24 protein-coding genes, 1 pseudogene, 1 riboswitch and 1 other annotated feature are annotated in these 23,118 nt (G+C 37.7%); of the genes and pseudogenes, 22 read left to right on the forward strand and 3 right to left on the reverse strand.

Going from position 1 to position 23,118, the window contains the following annotated elements; all coding sequences use genetic code 11:
* Nucleotides 1–215: 215 nt before the first annotated feature.
* Entirely contained in the window at nucleotides 216–1,163 is a 948-nt protein-coding gene (locus ACFO5Y_RS03135) for a C39 family peptidase (RefSeq protein ID WP_197104070.1), read from the reverse strand.
* Nucleotides 1,164–1,439: 276 nt separating this feature from the next.
* Here ACFO5Y_RS03135 and ACFO5Y_RS03140 point away from each other — a divergent pair, with 276 nt between their 5' ends.
* The 6 genes from ACFO5Y_RS03140 (at nucleotide 1,440) to ACFO5Y_RS03165 (ending at nucleotide 6,235) form a co-directional block, all read left to right on the forward strand.
* Complete coding sequence (locus tag ACFO5Y_RS03140; protein ID WP_138403749.1) at nucleotides 1,440–1,775, forward strand: MerR family transcriptional regulator; 336 nt, start codon at nucleotides 1,440–1,442, stop codon at nucleotides 1,773–1,775.
* A gap of 27 nt (nucleotides 1,776–1,802) precedes the next feature.
* Nucleotides 1,803–3,146 (forward strand): type I glutamate--ammonia ligase, encoded by a 1,344-nt coding sequence (glnA, locus tag ACFO5Y_RS03145; protein ID WP_138403748.1) that lies wholly within the window; start codon nucleotides 1,803–1,805, stop codon nucleotides 3,144–3,146.
* Nucleotides 3,147–3,253: 107 nt separating this feature from the next.
* Nucleotides 3,254–3,351, forward strand: a riboswitch (TPP riboswitch).
* A gap of 109 nt (nucleotides 3,352–3,460) precedes the next feature.
* Nucleotides 3,461–3,757 (forward strand): thiamine-binding protein, encoded by a 297-nt coding sequence (locus tag ACFO5Y_RS03150; RefSeq protein ID WP_197104069.1) that lies wholly within the window; start codon nucleotides 3,461–3,463, stop codon nucleotides 3,755–3,757.
* Nucleotides 3,726–4,514, forward strand: a complete 789-nt coding sequence (locus ACFO5Y_RS03155) for an ABC transporter permease (protein WP_197104068.1) — start codon at nucleotides 3,726–3,728, stop codon at nucleotides 4,512–4,514. The genes ACFO5Y_RS03150 and ACFO5Y_RS03155 overlap by 32 nt, the downstream gene beginning before the upstream one ends.
* 1 nt (nucleotide 4,515) lies before the next feature.
* Nucleotides 4,516–5,502 (forward strand): ABC transporter substrate-binding protein, encoded by a 987-nt coding sequence (locus ACFO5Y_RS03160; protein ID WP_197104067.1) that lies wholly within the window; start codon nucleotides 4,516–4,518, stop codon nucleotides 5,500–5,502.
* A gap of 1 nt (nucleotide 5,503) precedes the next feature.
* Complete coding sequence (locus tag ACFO5Y_RS03165; protein WP_197104066.1) at nucleotides 5,504–6,235, forward strand: ABC transporter ATP-binding protein; 732 nt, start codon at nucleotides 5,504–5,506, stop codon at nucleotides 6,233–6,235.
* 43 nt (nucleotides 6,236–6,278) lie between these two features.
* Here ACFO5Y_RS03165 and ACFO5Y_RS03170 read toward each other — a convergent pair.
* Both ACFO5Y_RS03170 and ACFO5Y_RS03175 read right to left on the reverse strand, forming a co-directional pair.
* Nucleotides 6,279–6,665 (reverse strand): annotated as a pseudogene (locus tag ACFO5Y_RS03170) (PPC domain-containing DNA-binding protein); the annotation flags it as partial.
* 111 nt (nucleotides 6,666–6,776) lie between these two features.
* On the reverse strand, nucleotides 6,777–7,256 hold the full coding sequence (locus ACFO5Y_RS03175; RefSeq protein ID WP_231606848.1) for a nucleoside deaminase: 480 nt from the start codon (nucleotides 7,254–7,256) through the stop codon (nucleotides 6,777–6,779).
* 136 nt (nucleotides 7,257–7,392) lie between these two features.
* Here ACFO5Y_RS03175 and ACFO5Y_RS03180 point away from each other — a divergent pair, with 136 nt between their 5' ends.
* The 16 genes from ACFO5Y_RS03180 to ACFO5Y_RS03255 all read left to right on the forward strand — a co-directional run bounded on the left by ACFO5Y_RS03180 (nucleotide 7,393) and on the right by ACFO5Y_RS03255 (nucleotide 23,077).
* Complete coding sequence (locus tag ACFO5Y_RS03180; RefSeq protein WP_197104065.1) at nucleotides 7,393–8,877, forward strand: alpha-amylase; 1,485 nt, start codon at nucleotides 7,393–7,395, stop codon at nucleotides 8,875–8,877.
* A gap of 296 nt (nucleotides 8,878–9,173) precedes the next feature.
* The gene (locus ACFO5Y_RS03185) at nucleotides 9,174–9,734 is read left to right on the forward strand and encodes a dCTP deaminase/dUTPase family protein (protein WP_197104064.1); all 561 of its coding nucleotides are present in this window, start codon (nucleotides 9,174–9,176) and stop codon (nucleotides 9,732–9,734) included.
* 17 nt (nucleotides 9,735–9,751) lie between these two features.
* Nucleotides 9,752–11,134, forward strand: coding sequence for a DNA repair protein RadA (gene radA / locus ACFO5Y_RS03190; protein ID WP_197104063.1), 1,383 nt, complete (start codon nucleotides 9,752–9,754; stop codon nucleotides 11,132–11,134).
* Between the two features lie 52 nt (nucleotides 11,135–11,186).
* Nucleotides 11,187–12,305 carry a PIN/TRAM domain-containing protein gene (locus tag ACFO5Y_RS03195; protein ID WP_197104062.1) on the forward strand — a complete coding sequence of 373 codons (1,119 nt, stop codon included), beginning with the start codon at nucleotides 11,187–11,189 and terminating at the stop codon, nucleotides 12,303–12,305.
* Nucleotides 12,306–12,338: 33 nt separating this feature from the next.
* Nucleotides 12,339–13,817 carry a glutamate--tRNA ligase gene (gltX, locus tag ACFO5Y_RS03200; RefSeq protein ID WP_197104061.1) on the forward strand — a complete coding sequence of 493 codons (1,479 nt, stop codon included), beginning with the start codon at nucleotides 12,339–12,341 and terminating at the stop codon, nucleotides 13,815–13,817.
* A 1,062-nt stretch (nucleotides 13,818–14,879) separates the two neighbouring features.
* Nucleotides 14,880–15,123 (forward strand) — a binding site (T-box leader).
* Nucleotides 15,124–15,203: 80 nt separating this feature from the next.
* Nucleotides 15,204–16,364: a 5-methyltetrahydropteroyltriglutamate--homocysteine S-methyltransferase gene (locus ACFO5Y_RS03205; RefSeq protein WP_197104060.1), complete on the forward strand. Its 1,161-nt coding sequence runs from the start codon at nucleotides 15,204–15,206 to the stop codon at nucleotides 16,362–16,364.
* 3 nt (nucleotides 16,365–16,367) lie between these two features.
* The gene (locus ACFO5Y_RS03210) at nucleotides 16,368–17,108 is read left to right on the forward strand and encodes a cyclase family protein (RefSeq protein ID WP_197104059.1); all 741 of its coding nucleotides are present in this window, start codon (nucleotides 16,368–16,370) and stop codon (nucleotides 17,106–17,108) included.
* Nucleotides 17,109–17,271: 163 nt separating this feature from the next.
* The gene (gene cysS, locus ACFO5Y_RS03215; protein ID WP_197104058.1) at nucleotides 17,272–18,693 is read left to right on the forward strand and encodes a cysteine--tRNA ligase; all 1,422 of its coding nucleotides are present in this window, start codon (nucleotides 17,272–17,274) and stop codon (nucleotides 18,691–18,693) included.
* Between the two features lies 1 nt (nucleotide 18,694).
* The gene (locus tag ACFO5Y_RS03220) at nucleotides 18,695–19,099 is read left to right on the forward strand and encodes a Mini-ribonuclease 3 (protein ID WP_138404233.1); all 405 of its coding nucleotides are present in this window, start codon (nucleotides 18,695–18,697) and stop codon (nucleotides 19,097–19,099) included.
* Between the two features lies 1 nt (nucleotide 19,100).
* Nucleotides 19,101–19,907, forward strand: a complete 807-nt coding sequence (gene rlmB, locus ACFO5Y_RS03225) for a 23S rRNA (guanosine(2251)-2'-O)-methyltransferase RlmB (protein WP_138404232.1) — start codon at nucleotides 19,101–19,103, stop codon at nucleotides 19,905–19,907.
* A gap of 11 nt (nucleotides 19,908–19,918) precedes the next feature.
* A complete protein-coding gene (locus ACFO5Y_RS03230; RefSeq protein ID WP_197104057.1) occupies nucleotides 19,919–20,452 on the forward strand; it encodes an NYN domain-containing protein in 534 nt (177 codons plus the stop codon).
* A 61-nt stretch (nucleotides 20,453–20,513) separates the two neighbouring features.
* Complete coding sequence (locus ACFO5Y_RS03235; RefSeq protein WP_197104056.1) at nucleotides 20,514–21,107, forward strand: sigma-70 family RNA polymerase sigma factor; 594 nt, start codon at nucleotides 20,514–20,516, stop codon at nucleotides 21,105–21,107.
* Between the two features lie 113 nt (nucleotides 21,108–21,220).
* Nucleotides 21,221–21,373, forward strand: a complete 153-nt coding sequence (gene rpmG, locus ACFO5Y_RS03240) for a 50S ribosomal protein L33 (RefSeq protein ID WP_138404229.1) — start codon at nucleotides 21,221–21,223, stop codon at nucleotides 21,371–21,373.
* A gap of 14 nt (nucleotides 21,374–21,387) precedes the next feature.
* Complete coding sequence (gene secE / locus ACFO5Y_RS03245; protein ID WP_138404228.1) at nucleotides 21,388–21,561, forward strand: preprotein translocase subunit SecE; 174 nt, start codon at nucleotides 21,388–21,390, stop codon at nucleotides 21,559–21,561.
* Between the two features lie 128 nt (nucleotides 21,562–21,689).
* Nucleotides 21,690–22,235, forward strand: coding sequence for a transcription termination/antitermination protein NusG (gene nusG / locus ACFO5Y_RS03250; RefSeq protein ID WP_197104055.1), 546 nt, complete (start codon nucleotides 21,690–21,692; stop codon nucleotides 22,233–22,235).
* A 38-nt stretch (nucleotides 22,236–22,273) separates the two neighbouring features.
* Nucleotides 22,274–23,077, forward strand: a complete 804-nt coding sequence (locus ACFO5Y_RS03255; RefSeq protein WP_197104054.1) for a hypothetical protein — start codon at nucleotides 22,274–22,276, stop codon at nucleotides 23,075–23,077.
* Nucleotides 23,078–23,118 lie beyond the last annotated feature (41 nt).

Genomic DNA, 23,118 nt, shown 5'->3' on the forward strand with positions numbered 1-23,118 from the left:
TATCTGTGCAACGTCTTTCGCTAATTCAGTTGAGCAGATGAGATTGAATAATATTTCGCCATCAATCATAACATTGATGGCGTATTTATCTCAAAGTCTAATAATATCATAATGCCTATAACAATAAAACAAGCAAATGTTGTTACTCAATAAATCACTTGTAAAAAAAGAAACATCCATCCCAATTTTTTGGAATGGATGTTAGATTATTTAAATTATTTTGAGAAAGACCAGTAATTGATTCCTTCTGCGAGTAACACTTCTTCATCAATGCCTTGGATACTATACATTTTTTGAGCATCATCATTTGGATCATTGACGTAGACTTGACCGTTTTCGTAGCCACGAATGACAATTATGTGACCAACTTCTGTAAAGAAGCCTGGTACGACAGAGGCAACAATTAATTCACCGTTGTTTACAGCTTCCATTGCGCTATAGAAATCATTTCCATAGTTATAAAAGTCGTAATTATGTTCAACCGCAAAATCATGGAAGATTTGCCAAGATGTTCCGGCATTATCTACCCAATATTTTTCCTCGCTCCATTCAAGTATTTCTTTTGGATTCACTTCACGATTCTCAAAAGCAGCATGAACCATGGCTAGAGACAGGATTGCACAGCCATTTTCACCCAGTTGTTGGGTTGTATTACTTCCGTATTTTTCTGTTCGCCAGTTCGCATCTTTTTGTAGATACAATGGAACATCAATTTGGTTTCCAGTTGCAGCAGCTGTGTTTTCTGCTGGATAATCTGGTAAGAATAAGTAACCAAGTTCTTCCACATCAAGATCATTTGCATGGATGGCCGCAAGAATCTCGTCTTGGGCTTGAATTAAGTTTCCATCAAATTCTGTTTGGGTTAATTCAGCAATCGTTTCTTCCATTGCTTTATCTTTAGGCGAGTATGTACTCAGTGTTTCTGCCAGAGTGGCTGGTACTTCGATGCTTTCATCGGGGACACTTTCAGTCTGTTGAGAAACAACGGGCTCAGCTTGTAAAGAAATTAACTCTTCTTGAGTAGATTGTTGTTGGTGATCTGCGATAATTAAATTATTGTTCGCAGTTAATTTATTTAAAAGTATAATTAAACTTAAACAAATGGCAATGAATATAAGTGAGCCAATTGTTGCTATTGGCGTATAGTTACGCGTTTTTGGCATTTCAATAACTCCTTTACAAAAAAACATTTCTAAATGTATTCTAATATAAAAGAATACGCTAACTGACTCGAGAATACCATAGGAAATGTTGAATATTTGAATAAAGTAATGAAAGTTTAATACTCTGTTCATAATTGCAAAAGCTAAATGTCTTTATCACAACAATTAAAAGTATGAGATTCATTCATGTGATATTTCTTTACAAATGGTGTTATAATATGTTTGCGAGAGCTTTTTAATCATCGTATAATAATTTTCTAAGAGAGGAGAATGGTGATGGCAAGAAAGGAATTTCGTAAGTCACTAGCAGTTTTTCCAATAGGTACGGTTATGGAGTTGACGGAGTTAACCGCTCGTCAAATTCGTTATTACGAAGAACAGGGTTTAATCGAGCCTCAACGTAGTGAAACCAACCGTAGGCTATACTCTTTAAATGATGTCGATCGATTACTGGACATCATTGACCTAATGGATGAAGGCATGACAATTAAAGGTATTAAAAATAGATATCGCTTTAGTGACCGAGTATCTAAAAACTCAGTACCTCTAACTGACCAAGATGTGCGACGTATCTTAAGGGATGAACTAGATTTTCAATCTAGATTCGAATAACCTATTAAAAGAGAGGATTTTGAAGCAATGACAAAATGGACGAAAGATCGTATTATTGCTGATGCGCATGAGAATAACGTACACTTTATACGATTAATGTTTACGGATATTAGAGGAACAATTAAGAATGTTGAAATTCCTTTAACGCAGTTAGAAAAGGCATTAGAAAATAATATGACATTTGATGGCTCATCAATTGAAGGATTTGTACGTATTGAAGAGAGTGATATGTATTTAATTCCTGATTACGACTCTTGGATGATTTTTAACTGGGATGTCCCATCAGATGGTGGACGCATTGCTTGTTTAATCTGTGATGTAGATACAACTAAACGAGAGCCTTTCTTAGGTGACCCTCGTGGGAATTTAAGACGAGTGTTAGATAAGATGGAGGCTTTAGGCTTTTCTTCATTCAACTTAGGCCCAGAACCTGAATTTTTCTTATTAAAACTGGATGAAGATGGTCGACCAACGATGGATTTAAATGACGATGGTGGCTACTTTGACTTTGCACCAACGGATTTAGGCGAGAACTGTCGACGTGATATTGTGCTTGAATTAGAGCGTTTAGATTTTGAAATCGAAGCAAGTCACCACGAAGTAGCGCCAGGGCAACATGAGATTGATTGGAAATATAATGATGCGATTCGCGCCTGTGATAAAATTCAATTGTTTAAATTGATTGTTAAAACAGTGGCTCGTCGTCATAATTTATATGCAACATTCATGCCTAAGCCTATCTATGGTGAGAGTGGATCTGGAATGCACTTTAACGTTTCTTTATTCGATAAAGAAGGAAAAAATGCTTTCTTTGATGAATCGACTCCAGATCAATTATCGAAGGATGCTCATTACTTTATTGGTGGTTTAATTAAGCATGCAAGTGCTTATACAGCCATTTGTAATCCATTAGTGAATTCTTACAAACGATTAGTTGAAGGGTATGAAGCACCAGTATATATTGCTTGGAGTGAGAGAAACCGTTCTCCACTGATTCGTATTCCTTCATCACGTGGAAATTCAACGCGTATTGAATTAAGAAGTGTGGATCCTTCTGCGAATCCTTATCTAGCTTTAGCAGTAATCTTGCAAGCTGGTTTAGATGGGATTGAGAACAAGATTGAACCACCTATGCCAATTGACCGTAATATTTATACGATGACTCCTGAAGAGCGTATGGCTGAAGGTGTTTTTGACCTGCCATCATCACTTAGCGAAGCAATTGCTGAATTTGAAGCTAGCCCAATTATGAGAGATGCTCTAGGTCCACATATTTCAGGTAACTTTATTGCTGAGAAAACAATGGAATTTGAGTCATATAAAAAACAAGTGACACAATGGGAATTAAATAAATATTTAATGATGTATTAAATTATTTGAATCAGCTCGAAGGACCTATTTATCTGGGTTCTTCGAGTTTTTTTATACAAAAATTTGAATCCGGTTGCACATTGCTTATGAATATGCTAAGCTTTCTTTTATAACACAAGGGGTGCTTCGGCTGAGATGGGATTAACCCGAACTCTATGAACCTGAATGAGTTAAGACTCGCGTAGGGATGTGAATAAGTAAAGTTTATGTATATTGGTGCAGTATGCAATTTGTGCGAATATATCTTTATAAATATCACTCAACCTGCCTTAATTCAGACACTTTGTGTTGTGAATATGAGGGAGGTTTTTTTTATGGTTAATTGTAGTATTGCTTTACAAATTTTACCGTTAGGTGCGACGCAAGAAGCGACACTTGAGGTGGTTGATTCTGTCATTGCTTTTATTGCATCGAAGACGGATAACTATGAAGTGGCGGCGTTTGAGACAACGATTCAAGGAGACTATGATACTTTGATGCCCATCTTAAAAGAGGCAATCGAAGTTGCTTCTCAAACACATCACAAAATTTTTACAAACGTCAAAATTAGTTATGATACGAAAGGGTCAGTGTTAACGATTGAAGATAAAACTACAAAACATCGCCACTAAATATGCTCCATGGATCTTAGGTCTGGGGTTATTACTGCTTTGGGAAGTGGCTGCTAGAGTTGGTTGGTTACCAGAATTTATTATTCCTGCACCAAGTGATGTCCTGATTGCTTTGTGGCAAGACCGAGAGAATTTATGGATGAACAGCCGGGTGACGCTGATTCAAGCGTTTATCGGTCTCGCTTTGGGGATTTTCCTCGCTTTCTTTTTAGCGATTATTATGGATGTGATTCCTTGGTTGAACCGAGCCTTATATCCAATGTTGGTGGTTACACAAACCATTCCAACTGTAGCAATTGCACCGATATTAGTGCTTTGGCTAGGTTATGACATGACTCCAAAGATTGTTTTAGTCATTTTAACGACATTATTTCCCATTATTATTAGTATATTGAACGGCTTTGCTAACGCGGATAAGGATGCGATTCAATTACTCCAATTAATGGGGGCAAATCGTTGGCAAATATTACGTCATGTGAAGTTACCGTCGAGTATGTCATTTTTCTTAAGTGGATTGAAGGTCAGTGTGTCTTACGCTTTTGTGAGTTCGGTTGTAGCTGAATGGTTAGGTGGCTTTGAAGGTTTAGGGGTTTATATGATCCAAACCAAACGCGCTTTTGCCTATGACAAGATGTTTGCGGTCATTGTTTTAATTTCATTATTAAGTTTGTTCTTTATGGGTGTTGTATCTTATATTGAGAAATATTTAACACCTTGGCGTTTTAATCAAAAAAAGAAAATCAGAGGAGAAAAATAATATGATGAATCATTTCAAGAAAATGCTTGTAGCTTTAATCATCAGTATGTCAGTATTAATTCCTATGAGCGCATCTGCTCAAGCAAGTCAGATTGAGTTTATTCTAGATTGGGTACCGAACACAAATCATACCGGATTATATGTCGCTTTAGAAAAAGGGTATTTTGAAGAAGCGGGCGTGGAAGTAACAATTCGCCGTCCACCTGAAGGCAGTACCACTGAATTAGTAGGTTTGGGTCAAGCTCAATTTGGAATTAGTTTCCAAGATTCTTTAGCTACACGTCTAGCAGGTGGTTTACCTGTAACAGCTGTCGCAACGATTATCGAACATAATACGAGTGGTATTATTGCTAGAGAAGACAGCCAAATTACAAAACCTGTCGAGATGGAGGGTCATACTTATGGAACTTGGAATGATCCCATTGAACTAGGCATGTTAGAGCATATTATTAATAACGAAGGTGGCGATTATTCACAAATTGAATTAGTCCCTAATCAAGCAGATAACTCCATTGTTGGTTTAGCTAATTCGATGTTTGAATCAGCGTGGGTTTATTACGCTTGGGACGGTATGATGGCTGAGAGCCAGGGTGTTTCAACGAACTTCTTTTACTTCAGAGACTATGCAGAAGAATTAGATTTCTACTCGCCAATTATTATTGCCAATAACGATTACTTAGCAAATAGTCCAGAAGAAGCGACGCAAGTAGTTCAAGCCATCAAACGCGGTTATCAATACGCCATCGAGAATCCAGAAGAAGCAACCGATATTCTCTTGAAACATGCACCGGAATTAGAAGGGCAGCGCGACTTCGTTCTTGCTTCACAAGAATGGATTAACGAAGCCTATACAAGTAATCCAGAGCAATGGGGTTATATCGATGAAGAGCGCTGGAATGCTTTCTACACATGGTTATATGAGAGTAACTTAACGGAAGTTGACTTGACCCAAGAGTCATACTTTACGAATGAATTTTTAGGAGAATAACATGTTATCAATTCAAGATGTTGGTTTTCGCTACGGGGACCGTCAAGTACTAAAAAATATTAACATTCAACTTCAAAAAGGGGAGACCGTTGCCATTATTGGGCCGAGTGGGGTTGGGAAAACAACCCTTTTTAACCTCATTGCAGGAATTATCGATGCCCAACAAGGTCAGATTGAGTTGGATGGATCCAAAGAAATTAAAGGTAAGATAAGTTACATGCTTCAAAAAGATATGTTGTATCCACATTATACTGTCATTGAAAATATTATGTTGCCGCGGATTATCCAGGGCGAAAGCAAGAAACATGCACAGGAGCATGCGTTGGAATTACTCGATATCTTTCAATTTAAAGAATGGGCGAATTATTATCCCCATGCCTTAAGTGGTGGAATGAGACAACGTGTGGCTTTTATGCGAACAGCTGCTTTTGATCGACCGTGGCTATTGTTAGATGAAGCCTTTAGCGCCCTTGATGCCATTACAAGACGTCAACTTCATCAATGGTTTAAGAATTACCGTGAGAAGATGGGCTGGTCTTCATTAATCATTACCCATGATGTGGATGAAGCTTTAATCTTATCGGATCGGGTTTATATTATTAAAGGCCAACCGGGCGAAATTACATTTGAGTTGCCAGTTGACTTTAAAGGCTTTGATGTTGAGAAAATAATTTTTGAACCTGAGTTTATCGAAGCCAAACGTCAGTTACTTAATGAATTAAAAGAATCATAAAAAAATAGCAAGGCAGCTTCGTTCGAGCGCCTTGCTATTTTGTTTATTTATCAAAGTCTAATACATTTAAACCAGTCACGTCATCAACAGATCGTTCAACAGTGCCGTTAATAATATGAATAAATATCTCACCGGCTGCACCAATAATAGCTTCGTCTAAATCTCCACCGAAAGCATAGCCCTTACTATCCCCAACAGTTGCATGGAAATGGCCATAATATTCTCCGTCCATTTGAGTGACATTACCTAACAAGGAAGTTAACTCTAAAAACTCATTAAATTCATTAATCTTATAATCCGAAGTGTCAAAATTATAAATGCCAATCGAAGCACTATCTAAGCCTCCGATACCATTCACTGTTGCGAGCGTTACATTTTCTTTTTCACAAACCGTTTGAATGGATTCTTTTACCTTTTCTCCGCGGTCTAAACGAAAACGATGGTTTGATCAAAGCGTTTGTAATTCATACCTATCACTCCTCTTATCAATACGATAACGAAATTGAGTTTCAAACACAATGAAAAGGGTTTCGTGAATGGGTTATTTGGAATGAAGTTGAATATGCAATTGACGAACAGCTTCAGCTAAGTCTGGATCGGGGCCATCAACATTTGCGTCGCGGATGACTTCTTCAATTGGAAGGTTATAAACGGGTGATGGGTCCACATTAAGTTCTTCTAGCCAGGTTGCTAGTTGCTTCGAAGAACTTGCATAGACAATCCGGTCCAAACCAACCCAAGCATGGGCAGCTGAACACATTGGACAATGTTCACCCGAAGTATAGACAGTTGCTTTTGCTCTTTCTTCTGGTTTCATATTTTGCGCAGCCCAGCGCGCAATCGCAAATTCGGGATGTTGTGTATGGTCGCCGCCCGAGACATGATTATAATCTTCAAATAAAGTTTCTCCATCTTCAGAAACAAGGACCGAACCGAACGGTTCGTCGCCTTTTTCTAAGGCTAATTGCGCTAATTCAACACAACGAGTTAAATATTTTTTATCATTTTCTGTAATCATCATCCATCACTACTCCTTTAATTGATTATACCAAAGAAAGGTAAATTACTTTCAATAATGCCTATTAATGTTTGCTTTTGGAATATTATGGTAAGATAAATATAATTTCAATATCAACTTAAAAGAAGCGAGGTATACAATGAATAATTTAAACAGTGTATTAATGCAGTATTTCGAATGGTACTTGCCTGATGACGGAAAACATTGGCAACGTTTAAAAGATGACGCAAAACACTTAGCTTCAATTGGGATTACGTCGGTTTGGATGCCACCAGCCTTTAAAGCAACAGGGACAAATGATGCAGGTTATGGTGTCTATGATATTTTTGATTTAGGTGAATTTGACCAAAACGGAAGTGTTAGAACTAAATACGGAACAAAAGATGAATATTTAGATGCTATTAATGCGTTGAAAGAGAACGGCATTAAGCCAATTGCAGATATCGTCTTGAACCATAAGGCAAATGGAGATAAAAAAGAGACCTTTACTGTAATGAAAATGGATCCAGAAAATCGCCAACAACCGATTTCTGAACCTTATGAAATTGAAGGCTACACGCATTTTAATTTCCCAGGACGTAATAAAAAATACAATGATTTTGAATGGCATTGGTATCATTTCTCAGGGCTCGATTATGATGCGCGTAATGACGAGACAGGAATCTTCCAAATCCAAGGTGAGAATAAAGGTTGGGCCGACAATGAAGATGTTGATGACGAAAAAGGGAATTTCGACTTTTTAATGTTTTCTGACATTGATTTTGATCACCCTGAAGTCATTCAAAATGTTAAAGATTGGGCGAGTTGGTTCATTGAAACCACTGGTATATCTGGATTCAGATTGGATGCGATTAAGCATATCGACAGAAAAGTTGTGGCAGATTTAGTATCTATCTTAACGGATGCAATGGGGGCAGAAAACTTCTACGTATTCGGAGAATATTGGGTAGCAGATTATGAATCAAAAGTAGACTATCTAGAAGATATTGAATATGGCTTTGATTTAGTAGATGTAAAACTTCATATGAACTTCTTTGATGCGAGTAAACAAGGGGAGTCTTATGATTTAAGTCGAATCTTTGATGGAACCCTGATGAAGGAAAATCCTTGGAATGCGGTAACTTTTGTTGAAAATCATGATACTCAACATGGGCAATCATTAGAAAGCTTTGTTGAAGATTGGTTTAAACCGCTTGCTTATGGTATTATACTCCTAAGTGAATCCGGCTTACCTACGGTCTTCTATGGAGATTATTACGGTGTCGAAGGTGAGTTTGGTCAAACAAGTTTCCAAGAAATCATCGATAAATTATTATATATTCGCCGTACGTTTGCTTATGGTGAGCAATATGATTATTTTGATGATGCGCATGTTGTTGGCTGGACTCGTCAAGGGAATGAAACTTTTCCAGATGGTTTAGCTGCAGTGATTAGTAACAATAGTGGTGGAGAGAAACGCATGCAAGTGTCAACTGCTAAGCCAGGTGAAGTGTTTGTTGACTACTTAGGTCATCATGACGGAGAAGTAACTATTGAAGATGACGGTTGGGGAACTTTTCCAGTAAATGGTGGCTCCATTTCAGTTTGGGCACCGCGAGATACTGAAGAACATTTAAACGAATAATATAAGTCACTTAAAAGACAATATAAAAACCAAAACCCTGTATGTTTGTTAGACAGATTAGCGTATAATTTGTACCAGCTACATCTAACAAACAAGCGGGTTTTTGGTTTTTTATTTGAGTGAGTAAACTTCACTTTAGACCGAATATAAAGAAGTTCATAAATTGTTCAACATATTATGATACTTTATAGGGAGACGTTCATAAATTAATCATAGAAAAAGAAATGCTTAGTCTCCATTTAGTGGCTAAAATTTGATAGAATAGAATATAAGAAACTGATAGAAAGAGGACGACCATGACAGAAGAAAAATTACGTGGCTTTGAAGTAGTCAAAGCGTATCATGATAAAGATATCCAAATTCCACAACGCTCAACAACACATGCGGCAGGGTACGATATCGAATCAGCCGAGACAATTGTGATTCCAAGTATGGTGAAGCAATTACTCGGTTATTTTGCTGATGAATTCAGAAAAATCTTTAACATCGCACCAGCAAAGCCAACTGAGGCAGAGGAAAATACTTCTCTTTTGAAATCAACGCTAGTGCCCACAGGACTTAAATCATATATGCAAGAGGATGAATACTTACAAATTGTTAACCGTTCAAGCAATCCTCTTAAACGCTTTTTAAGCTTACCGAATAGTATCGGAATCATTGATCAAGATTATTATGATAATGAGAAAAACGAAGGACATATTTATGTTCAACTCATTAATTATGGTTTAACAGACTTCACGATTCAAAAGGGTGATCGTATTGCTCAAGGAATCTTTACGAAGTTCTTAAAAACAGATGGAGATGAAGGTGGCTTAACTCAACGTACAGGTGGGTTTGGTTCTTCAGACACTGAATAAATAAAAGGAGGACAATCGTGGCTAAAAAGAAAATAATGTATGAATGTTTAGCCTGCGGCTATGAATCTCCTAAATGGCTAGGTAAATGCCCGAGTTGTGGTGCATGGAATCAGATGGAAGAAAAACCAGCTGATATTGTTGCTGCAGAGGGTAAAGACCAAATAAATGTCCAAACATCGAAGCAACGCCAAGAAGGTAGCGCTCTGAAATTGGACGAAATAGAATATACTCAAGAAGATCGAATGAGTACAGACTTTCAAGAGTTTGACCGGGTCCTCGGTGGCGGAGTTGTCGAAGGTTCACTCGTATTAATTGGTGGGGATCCAGGGATTGGTAAATCAACACTCCTCCTACAAGTCGCGATGCAACTTGCTCAAAAGCAAAAGATTTTGTATGTGACAGGAGAGGAAAGTTTCTCACAAATTAAGATGCGTGCGGAACGTTTAGAGTTAAATAACGATAATTTCTACTTGTTAGCGGATACGAATTTAGCTTTAATTGCCCGTGAAATCCAGCGCTTAGAACCTGACATGGTTGTGATTGACTCGATTCAAACGATGTCAATTCCTGATCATACTGGCGTTGCTGGCTCTGTGTCACAAGTCCGTGAAGCGACTGCTACTTTAATGCGTATTGCTAAGTCAAACCGAATTGCAATTTTTATTGTCGGTCACGTGACGAAAGAGGGTAATATTGCTGGACCACGTATGTTAGAACATATGGTAGATACGGTCTTATACTTTGAAGGTGAGAAGCATAACCGCTTTAGAATTCTTAGAGCAGTAAAAAACCGTTTCGGATCAACAAATGAACTCGGTGTGTTTGAAATGTTAGACGTTGGATTGAAAGAAGTTGGAAATCCGTCACAACTCTTCTTGGAAGAACGAATTCCTGGAGCAACAGGATCAACGGTGGTTGCGGCCTTAGAAGGGACACGGACTATCTTAGCCGAAGTTCAATCACTCATGACACCGACAGTCTATGGGACTGCTAAGCGAACAGCGAGCGGGATTGATTATCAACGTATATCACTGTTACTAGCAGTCATGGAGAAACATTGTGGTCTCCTAGTTCAAAACCAAGATGCTTTCTTCAAGATTACGGGTGGAATTAAATTAGATGAGCCTGCCATCGATTTAGCGATTGCGATGAGTATTGCTTCAAGTTATTGGAATAAGCCCACGCAAGTGGATGATTGTTATATTGGTGAGATTGGCCTGACTGGAGAAATCCGTCGCGTGAGTCAAATCAAAGAACGTCTGAAAGAGACGGCTAAATTAGGTTTTAAACGGGTCTTTATTCCAATGAATAATTACCAAGATTTAAAAGATGTTTTTGACATTGAAATTGTTCCTGTCAAAACCATTCAAGAAGCTGTAAGAAAAGTATTTCCACGCTAACTACGTGAAAGTAAGATTATTAAGAGTCAAAATATGATTAGGAGGTGACATAATGTATAAGAGAATTATTATATTTTTATCCATTATTATTGGATTAAGTTTTGGGGTATCTGTTGGTCCGCATTTGTGGGCTAATTTAAATATTCGTTTAAGTTACTTAAGTAATCCTTATATTAATGCTATTATTTTCGGTCTATTATTCATTTTATTGGGTACATTGACAGCCCCACTAATAGAAAAATCAGTGAAACGACTTATGGAAAAAATTAATCAATTATCAATTTCAAACCTTGTTTTAGGTTTAATTGGGATTTTAATCGGTTTAATCTTAGGGTATTTAATTGCTCTGCCTTTTGCATCATTAAATATTCCTTTTGTTTCAGAAGTTTTACCCGTCGTATTATCAGTGACACTTGCCTTAGTAGGTTATAATACAGCAACTAGTCGTAAAGAAGAGTGGCGTAATTTCATTGGTCAGTTTAGCAAGCCAGTAGTCGAAAAAGAGGAAAGCTCAGACAATCAAGTGTTAGAACGTAAGGCAGATGAGACGTTTAGAAAGTATAAATTACTCGATACGAGTGTTATTATTGACGGGCGGATCGCGGATATCGTTCACACAAACTTCTTAGAAGGTGTGTTAGTGATACCAAACTTTGTTCTTCAAGAGTTACAATATATTGCTGATTCTGCTGATTCATTAAAACGCGCAAAAGGACGCCGCGGACTTGACATATTGAATGAATTGCAGAAAAATGAAGTAGTACCGATTGAATTTTATGAGGGTGACTTCGAAGATATTGATGAAGTCGATAGTAAACTTGTTCGCTTAGCTAAATTAATTGATGCAGCGATTGTGACGAATGATTTCAACTTGAATAAAGTGGCTGAATTCCAAGCAATTCCAATATTTAATATCAATGAATTAGCGAATGCAGTTAAACCTGTATTAATCCCTGGCGAGGAATTAGATGTATTAGTGATTAAAGCGGGTACCGAACGTAAGCAAGGGGTAGCCTACTTAGAAGATGGTACAATGATTGTTGTAGAAGAAGGTCAGCACTTTATGAATGAACGAATTTCTGTTGTAGTCACAAGTACTATTCAGACAGCAGCCGGTCGTATGATTTTCGCAAAACCTACACATTCAAGTGGTAGAATTGAAAGTAAATAAAATTAAATTAATTATAAAAGGAGTTTGAATCGAATGAGTTCTAAAATTCGTGTAAGATATGCACCAAGTCCAACAGGAGAATTACATATTGGGAATGCGCGTACAGCGTTATTCAATTATTTATTTGCTCGCCATAACGGGGGAGAATTTATAATTAGAACGGAAGATACAGATACTCGCCGTAACTTAGATTATGGTGAAGCAAGCCAGTTAGATAACTTAAGCTGGTTAGGTATTGATTGGGATGAATCCCCACTAAACCCGGGTGAATATGGTCCATACCGTCAATCTGAACGACTAAGCATTTACCAACCATTAATCGATCAATTAATCGAAGAAGATAAAGCATACAAATGTTATATGACTGAAGAAGAGTTAGAAGCTGAGCGTGAAGCACAACGTGCACGTGGAGAAATGCCACATTACGGCGGTCAACATTCTAACTTAACTCAAAAAGAGCGCGACGCTTTTGAAGCAGAAGGACGCGTTCCAGCGATTCGCTTCCGTGTTCCTGCAGACGAAGTCTATGAATTTGAAGATATGGTTAAAGGGAAAGTAAGCTTTGAATCAAAAAATATCTCAGGTGACTGGGTTATTCAAAAGAAAGATGGTATGCCTACTTATAACTTTGCTGTTGCTGTGGATGACCACTTTATGGAAATTTCTCACGTTTTACGTGGTGACGACCATATTGCGAACACACCAAAACAAATGATGATTTATGATGCGTTTGGTTGGGAATATCCAAAGTTCGGTCACATGACATTAATTGTTAACAGTGAAACGAACAAAAAATTAAGTAAACGTGACGGTGGAATTTTACAATTCATCGAACAGTACCGCCGTTTAGGTTACTTACCAGAAGCAATGTTTAACTTTATTACGTTATTAGGTTGGTCACCAAAAGGTGAAGATGAAATCTTCTCTAAAGAAGAATTTATCAAAATCTTTGATGTTGATCGTTTATCAACCTCTCCAGCCGCGTTTGACACGAAGAAATTAGAGTGGATTAATAATACTTACGTTAAAGCCGCAAGCTTAGATGAGATTGTTGATTTATCGTTACCTCATTTACAAGAAGCTGGTTTAATTGATGGTGAGCCTGATAAGAAAGAAATCGAATGGGCTCGTAAATTAGTGAGCTTATATCACGACGAAATGTCATATGGGGCACAAATCGTTGATTTATCTAGTTTATTCTTCAATGATGATTTACACATTGACGAAGCTTCGAAAGAAGAGTTAAGTCAAGAGACTGCTTCTGTTGTTATCGACGCAATGGCTGAGAAATTAGAGGCTTTACCAGCAGCTGAGTTTGTTTCAGAAAACATTAAACCGTTAACGAAAGAGATTCAAAAAGAAACTGGCGTTAAAGGTCGCAAGTTATTCATGCCTATTCGTATCGCTGTCAGCGGACAAATGCATGGTCCAGACTTACCAAGCGTGATTGAAGTTTTAGGTAAAGAAAAAGCGTTAGATCACATTAAACAAGTGAAAACTCAAATGAATTAAGCATATTTTTAATACAAGGATCCGACGCTGTCGGGTCCTTTTTATTTTGAAGTTATTTCATATATTCCAGTGAGAAGGGTTCGGTTACCTTAGTGGAACGTCTTCAGCTAATCCCGTCGACTTACGTCGAGTGATTGATCTTCCGTCTCGCTGTACTACTGAACCCTTACTTCGCTCTGCTCTTACAGTTTCAAGTGCAACCAGTCGTCCTGTTACTACGGTACCTCACTCTTCTCACTTCCATAAACGAGTCAATTAACTTGAGAGATATAACATCGGTTTGGGTAAGTAAAAAGGTTCGTTAAGTTTATTCCAGTGAGAAGTCTTCGGTGACCGTAGTGGAACGCCTTCAGCTAATCCCGTCGACTTTCGTCGAGTGATTGATCTTCCGCCTCGCTGTCCTACTGACCCCTTACGTCGCTCTGCTCCAACGGTTTCAAGTGCGTCCAGTCGTCCTGTTACTACGGTACCTCACCCTTCTCACTTTCATAAACTAACTCTGTCATAATTATTTTTAAATAGTATATTTCATTAAATTACTACTCAGCATATTGAAGCGACAGCAGGGAATTCATGAGCCATGCAAAGGACGAACTACCACATTAGATTCTGTACGAACGAAGTGAGTTACAGAATCAATAGGTAGTCGAATCGTAAGCTCCTTTACAAAAAAAGATTTTTGTAAAGAGCTGAAGAAGTTCCCATGGCTTCAATGAATTCCCTGATGGAGTGAAAAGATGCGTATTTATTAGAATACACTTCAACATATTGAAGTGACAGCAAGGAATTCATGAGCCATGCAAAAGACGAACTACCGCATTAGATTCTGTACGAACGAAGTGAGTTACAGAATCAATAGGTAGTCGAATCGTAAGTTCTTTTACAAAAAAAGATTTTTGTAAAGAGCTGAAGAAGTTCCCATGGCACAATGAATTCTTTGCTTGAACGAAAATATGACTATTCACAAAGCTTTTATAAACAATTATGAGATATTGAAAAGATTTTGCTTGACTTATTCTTATTTAAGAGTTAAATTATAATCAAATACTAATCAAGATTTAAAGAAACATATCGAAGAGAAGAGTACTTACTGAAGACATGTAAAGAGAGCCCGGTTGGTGAGAAAGGGTCTAGTTAAAGGTAAGGAAGATGAGCTCTAAGTGGCTAGCATGGTTAACGCTATCTAGACGGGTGCAACCGTTATATTGCCGAATCTCAGATAGAGTTAGTTTGTCTGGCATTGTTGAGGCAATCGTTGTAAAACGATTGTAAATTAGGGTGGTAACACGGATAATCCGTCCCTTTGTTTTTATAACAAAGGGGCGGATTTTTTTATTACCATAAATTCTTTGATTAAATTATTTTAAAATATTAGGAGGAACACACATGACTACTTTTACAAAACGCACACGTTCACCATTTCGCTATGATGTTGTAGGAAGTTACTTAAGACCAGAGGAGTTAAAAGCAGCTAGAGCAAAGTTTGCTGAAGGAAAAATTACACAAGCAGAGTTAAAAGACGTTGAAGATAAATTCATTATTGAATTAATCAAAAAACAAGAAGAAGTTGGACTTAAAGCAGTGACAGATGGTGAGTTTCGCCGTAGTTGGTGGCATCTTGATTTCTTCTGGGGCTTAAACGGGGTTGAAAAAGTTAACGACGGTGGTTATCAATTCCACGGTGAGTATACTCGTGCCGAAACAGCTCGATTATCAGGACCAGTTTCAGGTGAAAATCATCCGTTTGTTGAGGATTTTAAGTTTGTTCGTGATCATGTGTCCGAAGGTATTGAAGCAAAACAAACTTTCCCAGCACCAGCTCAATTACTTGCTGAATTATATCGCCCAGAAAACATTGAAGCCACTCAAGCAGTATATTCTAGTGAAGAAGCATTAGTTAACGATGTAGCAAAAGCTTACCAACAAGTTATTCGTGATTTATATGACGCTGGAGCTCGTACAATTCAATTAGATGACTGTACATGGGGGATGATTGTGTCAGAGAACCCTGAAGGCGTATCTACTAAATTACAGTTAAACTCAGATAATAAGGAAGAAAGAGAAAAAGCTGAAACTCGTCAAAAATTAAAAGAACTTTATATTACTGCCAATAATAAAGCTTTAGAAGGTGCACCGGAAGATTTAGTTATTAATACCCATGTATGTCGAGGAAATTATCACTCAACGTGGGCAACTGAAGGTGGTTATAATGAAGTTGCACAACCTTTATTTGACCGAGGAAATTACGATGCTTATTTCTTAGAATACGATACAGACCGTGCGGGTGGATTTGAACCATTAGAGCATGTATCGGATGACAAATATGTTGTTCTAGGTTTAGTGACATCAAAAGATGGCGAATTAGAGGACCGAGAAACATTAATTGAACGTATTCATGAAGCGGCAGAATTTGTTCCCTTAGAACGCTTATGTCTAAGTCCACAATGTGGTTTTGCTTCAACAGAAGAAGGGAATATCTTAACAGAAGAACAACAATGGGATAAGATTCGTTTAGTTCAATCGGTCGCTGAAGAAGTGTGGGGATAAACTATGACTCAAACTGATTTCGCTCAACTATTATTAAGTGCTAAGCGAGTTGATTTAAGCCATCCTGTCTCAAATGAGATTCCAAAGTTTTCAGCCTTAGAAATTTTAACGGAGAAAGTCATCTTTAATATTGATCCAGATGGATTTTATGCTAAAGAATATACATTACCAAGCCAATACGGTACCCATATTGATGCGCCGATTCATTTTGCGACAGGCAAGCGTACTTTAGACGAGTTAACTGTAGATGAGTTGATTCATCCATTATATGTGTTGCATTTTGAAGAGAAAGTCGAAGTGGATGCTGATTTCACAGTGAGTGTAGCAGATATTCAAGCCTATGAACAAGAGCATGGGCAGATTCCAACTGGAAGTTTTGTGGCCTTTTCAAGTGGCTGGTCTAAACGTTGGGAAGATCACAATGCTTTCTATAATAAAGATGAGTCAGGTGTGAGTCACACGCCCGGTTGGTCAGTGGAGGCTTTAGAATATTTACATAAGGAACGTCAAGTGACTGCCATTGGACATGAGACTTTAGATACAGATAGTGGTGTCGATTATGCTCGCGCGGGGTCTCTTCCTGCAGAATATTACTGGTTGGCTTTAGATAAGTATCAGGTCGAAGTGATGAATCATTTAGATCAATTACCGACTCAAGGAGCCGTAATTATTGTCGCCCCCGTGAATATTGTCGGATCACCAGGCTTTAGTGTTCGTGCTTTTGCTTTAGTACCGAATGAATAAGTACACCGAATAATCATTGAACCATCACTAAGCGCAAGCGTTTAGGTGGTGGTTTTTCTTTATATAGGAAGTTTGAACAGAAGAATCTTCCACATTCTCTCCATAGGTAAACGGCGGTAATTATGATAAGATATGAATACATTAAATAAAGGAGTCAATAACAATGAGTATCCAATTATATAATACATTAACTAGACAAAAAGAAGTTTTTACACCACAAAAAGAGAATGAAGTGACTTTTTATGTTTGTGGACCCACTGTATATAATTATATTCATATTGGGAATGCTAGAAGTAGTGTGGCATTCGATACCATTCGTCGCTATTTAGAGTACCGTGGCTTTACTGTTAACTATGTATCAAATTTTACCGACGTTGATGATAAGATTATTAAAGCAGCTAAAGAAGAAGGATTAACGCCTAAAGAGGTGGCAAATAAATATATTGAAGCATTTATGGAAGATACGGGTGCTTTGAATATTAAACCTGCGAATAAATATCCACGCGTCATGGATCATATAGAAGATATTGTGGCATTTAATGAGCGTTTAATTGAAAAAGGTCACGCCTATGAAGCAGATGGGGATGTATATTTTAGAACAGACTCCTTTGAAAAATACGGTGAACTGTCTCATATGTCTTTAGATGAATTGCGTGTTGGGGCAAGTGAGCGAACAAATGATGAAGAACTTGCACGTAAAGAGAATCCAATTGATTTTGCTTTATGGAAAAAGGCTAAAGACGGTGAGATTAGTTGGCCATCTCCATGGGGAGAAGGACGTCCGGGTTGGCACATTGAATGTTCAGTGATGGCAACGAAACATTTAGGCCATACATTAGACATTCATGCAGGTGGGCAAGACTTAGAGTTCCCTCATCATGAGAACGAAATTGCGCAATCAGAAAGTCATTATGACCAGACTTTTGCTAATTACTGGTTACATAATGGGTTCGTGACGTTTGGACAAGATGAAGAGAAGATGAGTAAATCTTTAGGGAACTTTGTTCTATTGAGAGATTTAATTGAGGCGGTTGATCCAATGGTTGTCCGCTATCTTCTAGGAACAGTTCACTACCGTCGTCCGTTGAAATATGATGATGCGGCTTTAGAGGATGCGCGAAATAATATTGCTCGTTTAAGAGAGGTATTACGTCGTACAAATTACCGTATTGACCAAACGGAAGAGACAACCGAAGTGCAAGATTCTGACTGGTTAGACCGAGTAAATGAGATCGAAACATCGTTTAAAGTCGCCATGGATGACGATTTCAATGCGGCAAATGGTATGACAGCAGTGTTTGAACTGGTTAAAGTGATGAATCACTATCTTGAAGAAGAAACAGTTGAAAAAGTCGTTCTAACTGAAATGAAACAAAAATTAAATGAATTATTAAGTATTTTCGGCTTAGTCCTTGAGAAAGAAGACTTAGTTGACGAGACAATCCAGGCTTTAATCGATGAACGTAACCAAGCACGCGCTGATCGTAATTTCCAACGTGCCGATGAAATTCGCGATGAGTTAAAAGCCCAAGGAATACTACTAGACGATACGCCACACGGAACACAATGGAAACGAGAGAATTAATATGAATGAAAAAGCAAACTTACTCAACGGCGCAGCCTTAGCTTATATTGGAGACGCTGTTTATGAAGTCTTTGTCCGTGATTATGTCTTAAGTAAAGGCGAAACAAGCCCGAATAAATTACATAAAGCAGCCGTTAAATACGTCGAAGCACGTGGGCAAGCAAGAGTGATGCAACATTGGTTATCTTTTGATGACTACTTAACTCAAGAAGAGATTACGATGTACAAACGTGGTCGAAATAATAAAGCCAATACAAAAGCTAAAAATGCATCGATCGGAGATTACCGCCAAGCGACTGGCTTTGAGTCACTTGTTGGCTGGTTACATATGAGCCGTAAATTTGATCGCCTACAAGTACTTCTACAGGCAGCCGTTGATTATATCGATGAGAATCAGGAGGGATAATATGTCTGCGAAGCCAAATAGAAAAAATAACGACCCCAAAAAATCAAAGAATAACGAAGAAATATCACAGGATTCCGAATTTCAGTATGGAAAACACGTTATAATCAATTTATTGGAGTCAAAATCACAAATAAATAAACTATTTCTACAAAAGGGAATTTCAGGTCCAGCAATTACTGATATATTAAATCTAGTGAAGCAACAAGGCATTGTATTCCAAGAGGTTCCCAAATCGAAACTCGATGATATGACAGATAATGCAAATCACCAAGGTGTTGTTGCCACTGTACCACCATTTGAATATTCGACATTGAATGATGCGTTTGACTTAGCTGAGTCACAAGAAGTGCCACCTTTCTTCCTTATCTTAGATGGAATTGAAGATCCGCATAACTTAGGCTCAATTATCCGAACGGCCGATGCCGTAGGTGTTCATGGAATTATTATTCCGAAACGCCGCGCCGTAGGTCTTACAGGAGTCGTTGCGAAGACGTCAACCGGAGCGATTGAACATGTGCCGGTGATTCGCGTAACGAACCTTTCTCAAACAATCACTGAGTTAAAAGAACGCGGTGTTTGGATCTTTGCGACAGCTATGGAAGGCGAAGATATGCGAACTTGGAACAGCGAAGGAGCGATTGCACTTGTTATCGGTAACGAAGGGCAAGGCGTATCACAAAATATTCTAAAAAATGCAGACGGTACAGTAACTATCCCGATGATTGGACATGTGCAAAGTTTAAACGCAAGTGTTGCAACAGCAATCCTTGCTTATGAAGTTGCCAGACATCGTATTCCAAAGATGTAAGGAGCGATAAAATGCGCAGAAAAGAAGTTCTCTTCGTGGATGGCTATAACATGATTGGTGCTTGGCCTGAATTAGAGCAATTAAAGAAACGCGACGAAATTCAAGGCGCCAGAGATTTGCTATTATTTGAACTTTCAAACTATCGTAAGTATCGAGACATCGAGGTCATTGTGGTGTTTGATGCACAATTTGTCCCAGGAATTACCTCAACGTTTGAGGAGTTTAATGTCACTGTTGTCTTCACACAAGAAGGAGAAACAGCAGATAGTTATATTGAACGGACAGTCAAAAAATACATTAATGCCCTGACTCGGGTAGTGGTCGCAACAAGCGACGCTGCTGAGCAGTGGATGGTCTTTCAACAAGGTGCTCTAAGACAATCAGCCAATGAGTTACTGATGGAAGTGAATTACGCCAAATCACAAATTAGAAGCGACGTGAGCACTTTTTATGACTCTCGAATTCGAAGGCGAAGTCCATGGAACGTCACTCACTTAGAGAAATTGGACCGCTTGCGAGAAGAGATTGAAGGCCAAAACGACTAATCCCCTCAAGACATAACCTCATCTGTTTCATCCTATTCTAAAACAGGAAGGATACAGAACGATGAAGACAATGACCATTGAAGCGTTGGTTGTAGGATTAAAGAAGGAATTTAATACAGATGTTTTTGAACATATAGTGAATAGATATGTCCCTTTATATAAAAATTGTTTTAATCAGATCAAAGTCCCTAATTATGATTTAGAAGATTATTATCAAGAAGGCCAAATTATTATGTTAGAAGCTATCGATATGTATGATCCAGCAAAGCAACACCGATTTTCAGGTTTCTTTAAATTATTATATAAGAACCGAATCATTAATCTTTGTCGTGCTGACCAGGCCTATAAGCGTGGTGGGGGTATTAGAGAGTTACCACTTGAATATAATAGTAATAAAAACCACAATGAGATCAGTGTGTTAGATCAAATTGAGAATCATTATCATATATCAGCTCAAGATATGATTGAATTGAAAGAAGTCCATAACTTATTTATTGATTCATTGTCATCGTTAGAACGTAAAGTATTCTTCAATTATCAAAAAGGTGATAGCGTTAGAGAGATAGCGAAACAATTAGTCATCAGTGAAACGCAAGTTCAAAGTGCCTATGATCGATGTAGGAAGAAGTTAAAAGATTCATTCTCTCTTGAATAACTTTAGAAATTAAAAATAATAGAACTTATGCAATCAATGCTTGACAATTGTAGGTACTTTTCATTATGATTTATTGAGATGTAAAGTTGAATCTATAATAGGAGGGGTTGCATATGGCACAGAGAAAAGCAGCTTTGGCATGTACAGAGTGTGGCCAACGCAATTACCAAATGACACCGACACAAACGGGTCAATCTGTTCGTCTAGAACTTAAAAAGTTCTGTCGATACTGTAATAAGCATACAATACATAAAGAAACTAAGTAGATAGGTGGATAAGAATGAACTACATTAAATCAGTCGGAAACGAAATGAAAAAGGTAAGTTGGCCATCAGTTAAAGAAGTCAATCGCTTTACTTGGATTGTTGTTATCTTTGTCGTTATTTTCGCATCTTATTTTGCATTAACCGATGAAGTATTCTCGTCACTAATGGATTGGTTATTTAGTGTTTAATTAAAAAGAGCGTGATTTATAGTTTTTTTATAGTAATCATTGAATGATTAATGGTATAATTGACGCAAGGAACAAACCTACTGTTTTGTAGGTTTTTTATTTTGAGAATTTTTTGAAAGGAGTTCAATATGGAATCAAATAAAGCATGGTATGTTCTACATACTTATTCAGGATATGAAAACAAAGTTAAAGAAAATATTGATTTACGTAAAGATAGTATGGCAATGGGGGAGAATATCTTCCGTGTGGTTGTCCCTACACAAGATGTTACAGAAGTGAAAGACGGCGAACCAAAAACTAAAACACAAAAAACTTTCCCAGGTTATGTTTTAGTTGAGATGGTTATGTCAGATGATGCATGGTTTATCGTTCGTAATACACCAGGGGTAACAGGTTTCGTTGGCTCGCATGGTGCCGGAAGTAAACCAGCACCACTTTTAGATGAAGAAATCGCCTATATTCTAGGTGACGGTGAACAACCGAAAGAAATTATCGACTTAAATATCAATACGGGTGATCGTGTTGAAATTACAGATGGTGCCTTCTCAGGTCTTGCAGGTGTTGTTGAAGAAGTGAATCAAGAACATCAGAAAGTTAAAGTTCTTATTGAAATGTTCGGTCGTGAAACAGTGGCTGAATTAGAATTCAACCAAATCAAAGAAGAAGAACTGTAGTAAGCAACTAAATCACGATAGTTAGGAGTACAAACTATATGAACTCATTTCATAAATATTATCGTTGGGCTGTGCCAGTATTCTTCGCATTATTACTATTATTGAACTATTTGAGTGCGGCAGGGATTATCTTACCAGCAACTCAAGCAGAAGTTTCAGATAAATATGTGAATTTATTTGCACCAGCAGGCATTACTTTTTCAATTTGGGCTGTGATTTATATCGGAATGGCATTGACCATTAGTATTGATTTTATCCGTCCAAAAGGAGATCGTTTCGGTGCGCTTTACCGTCAATTGATTCTACCGCGAATGATAGAATGGATTGCTTTAAACATTGTCTGGATTATTTGTTGGAGTAATGAATGGTTACTTGCTTCACTGATCGTTATTTTATTATACACAACTAGAATTATGAAAAGTGTTGAAGCTATTAGTGCTACACCCACATTAAGAGAAAACCCTTGGTTTTTAAAATACTCAATGGGTCTACATTTTGGTTGGTTATTAGTGGCGAGTATGGCTAACTTAACTACTTATACTGTAAGTCAAGGTGTTGATTTAACCGGTACAATAGGTATTATTTGGACGGTTGCGTTAATGATTGTTGTGGCAGCACTTTCAGCTTATTACTATACAAAGTTAGGTAATGAGATGATTATGCCAGTAGCATTATGGGCTATCCTAGGAATATTTATTAAACATAGTCCGTTTTCATCCTTTGAATATAAAAGTAATATCGTCATGTATGTAGCTGCAGTCCTTTTTGTGATTAGTGCCGTTGGATTCGTTCAACTGTTCCGACTACAAAAAGAACAACGAGCTAAAAGAGCGAATAAATAAGTTAAAAGATGAATCTAATCTAGGTTCATCTTTTTTTGCGC

Source organism: Ruoffia tabacinasalis (assembly GCF_042652985.1).
In the GTDB taxonomy this organism is placed as follows: domain Bacteria; phylum Bacillota; class Bacilli; order Lactobacillales; family Aerococcaceae; genus Ruoffia; species Ruoffia tabacinasalis.

Coding starts and splice junctions, on each gene's coding strand:
- ACFO5Y_RS03135 (WP_197104070.1), bottom strand. CDS start 1,163: ATGCCAAAAACGCGTAACTATACGCCAATAGCAACAATTGGCTCACTT.
- ACFO5Y_RS03140 (WP_138403749.1), top strand. CDS start 1,440: ATGGCAAGAAAGGAATTTCGTAAGTCACTAGCAGTTTTTCCAATAGGT.
- glnA (WP_138403748.1), top strand. CDS start 1,803: ATGACAAAATGGACGAAAGATCGTATTATTGCTGATGCGCATGAGAAT.
- ACFO5Y_RS03150 (WP_197104069.1), top strand. CDS start 3,461: ATGGTTAATTGTAGTATTGCTTTACAAATTTTACCGTTAGGTGCGACG.
- ACFO5Y_RS03160 (WP_197104067.1), top strand. CDS start 4,516: ATGATGAATCATTTCAAGAAAATGCTTGTAGCTTTAATCATCAGTATG.
- ACFO5Y_RS03165 (WP_197104066.1), top strand. CDS start 5,504: ATGTTATCAATTCAAGATGTTGGTTTTCGCTACGGGGACCGTCAAGTA.
- ACFO5Y_RS03175 (WP_231606848.1), bottom strand. CDS start 7,256: ATGATGATTACAGAAAATGATAAAAAATATTTAACTCGTTGTGTTGAA.
- ACFO5Y_RS03180 (WP_197104065.1), top strand. CDS start 7,393: ATGAATAATTTAAACAGTGTATTAATGCAGTATTTCGAATGGTACTTG.
- ACFO5Y_RS03185 (WP_197104064.1), top strand. CDS start 9,174: ATGACAGAAGAAAAATTACGTGGCTTTGAAGTAGTCAAAGCGTATCAT.
- ACFO5Y_RS03195 (WP_197104062.1), top strand. CDS start 11,187: ATGTATAAGAGAATTATTATATTTTTATCCATTATTATTGGATTAAGT.
- gltX (WP_197104061.1), top strand. CDS start 12,339: ATGAGTTCTAAAATTCGTGTAAGATATGCACCAAGTCCAACAGGAGAA.
- ACFO5Y_RS03205 (WP_197104060.1), top strand. CDS start 15,204: ATGACTACTTTTACAAAACGCACACGTTCACCATTTCGCTATGATGTT.
- ACFO5Y_RS03210 (WP_197104059.1), top strand. CDS start 16,368: ATGACTCAAACTGATTTCGCTCAACTATTATTAAGTGCTAAGCGAGTT.
- cysS (WP_197104058.1), top strand. CDS start 17,272: ATGAGTATCCAATTATATAATACATTAACTAGACAAAAAGAAGTTTTT.
- ACFO5Y_RS03220 (WP_138404233.1), top strand. CDS start 18,695: ATGAATGAAAAAGCAAACTTACTCAACGGCGCAGCCTTAGCTTATATT.
- rlmB (WP_138404232.1), top strand. CDS start 19,101: ATGTCTGCGAAGCCAAATAGAAAAAATAACGACCCCAAAAAATCAAAG.
- ACFO5Y_RS03230 (WP_197104057.1), top strand. CDS start 19,919: ATGCGCAGAAAAGAAGTTCTCTTCGTGGATGGCTATAACATGATTGGT.
- ACFO5Y_RS03235 (WP_197104056.1), top strand. CDS start 20,514: ATGAAGACAATGACCATTGAAGCGTTGGTTGTAGGATTAAAGAAGGAA.
- rpmG (WP_138404229.1), top strand. CDS start 21,221: ATGGCACAGAGAAAAGCAGCTTTGGCATGTACAGAGTGTGGCCAACGC.
- secE (WP_138404228.1), top strand. CDS start 21,388: ATGAACTACATTAAATCAGTCGGAAACGAAATGAAAAAGGTAAGTTGG.
- nusG (WP_197104055.1), top strand. CDS start 21,690: ATGGAATCAAATAAAGCATGGTATGTTCTACATACTTATTCAGGATAT.
- ACFO5Y_RS03255 (WP_197104054.1), top strand. CDS start 22,274: ATGAACTCATTTCATAAATATTATCGTTGGGCTGTGCCAGTATTCTTC.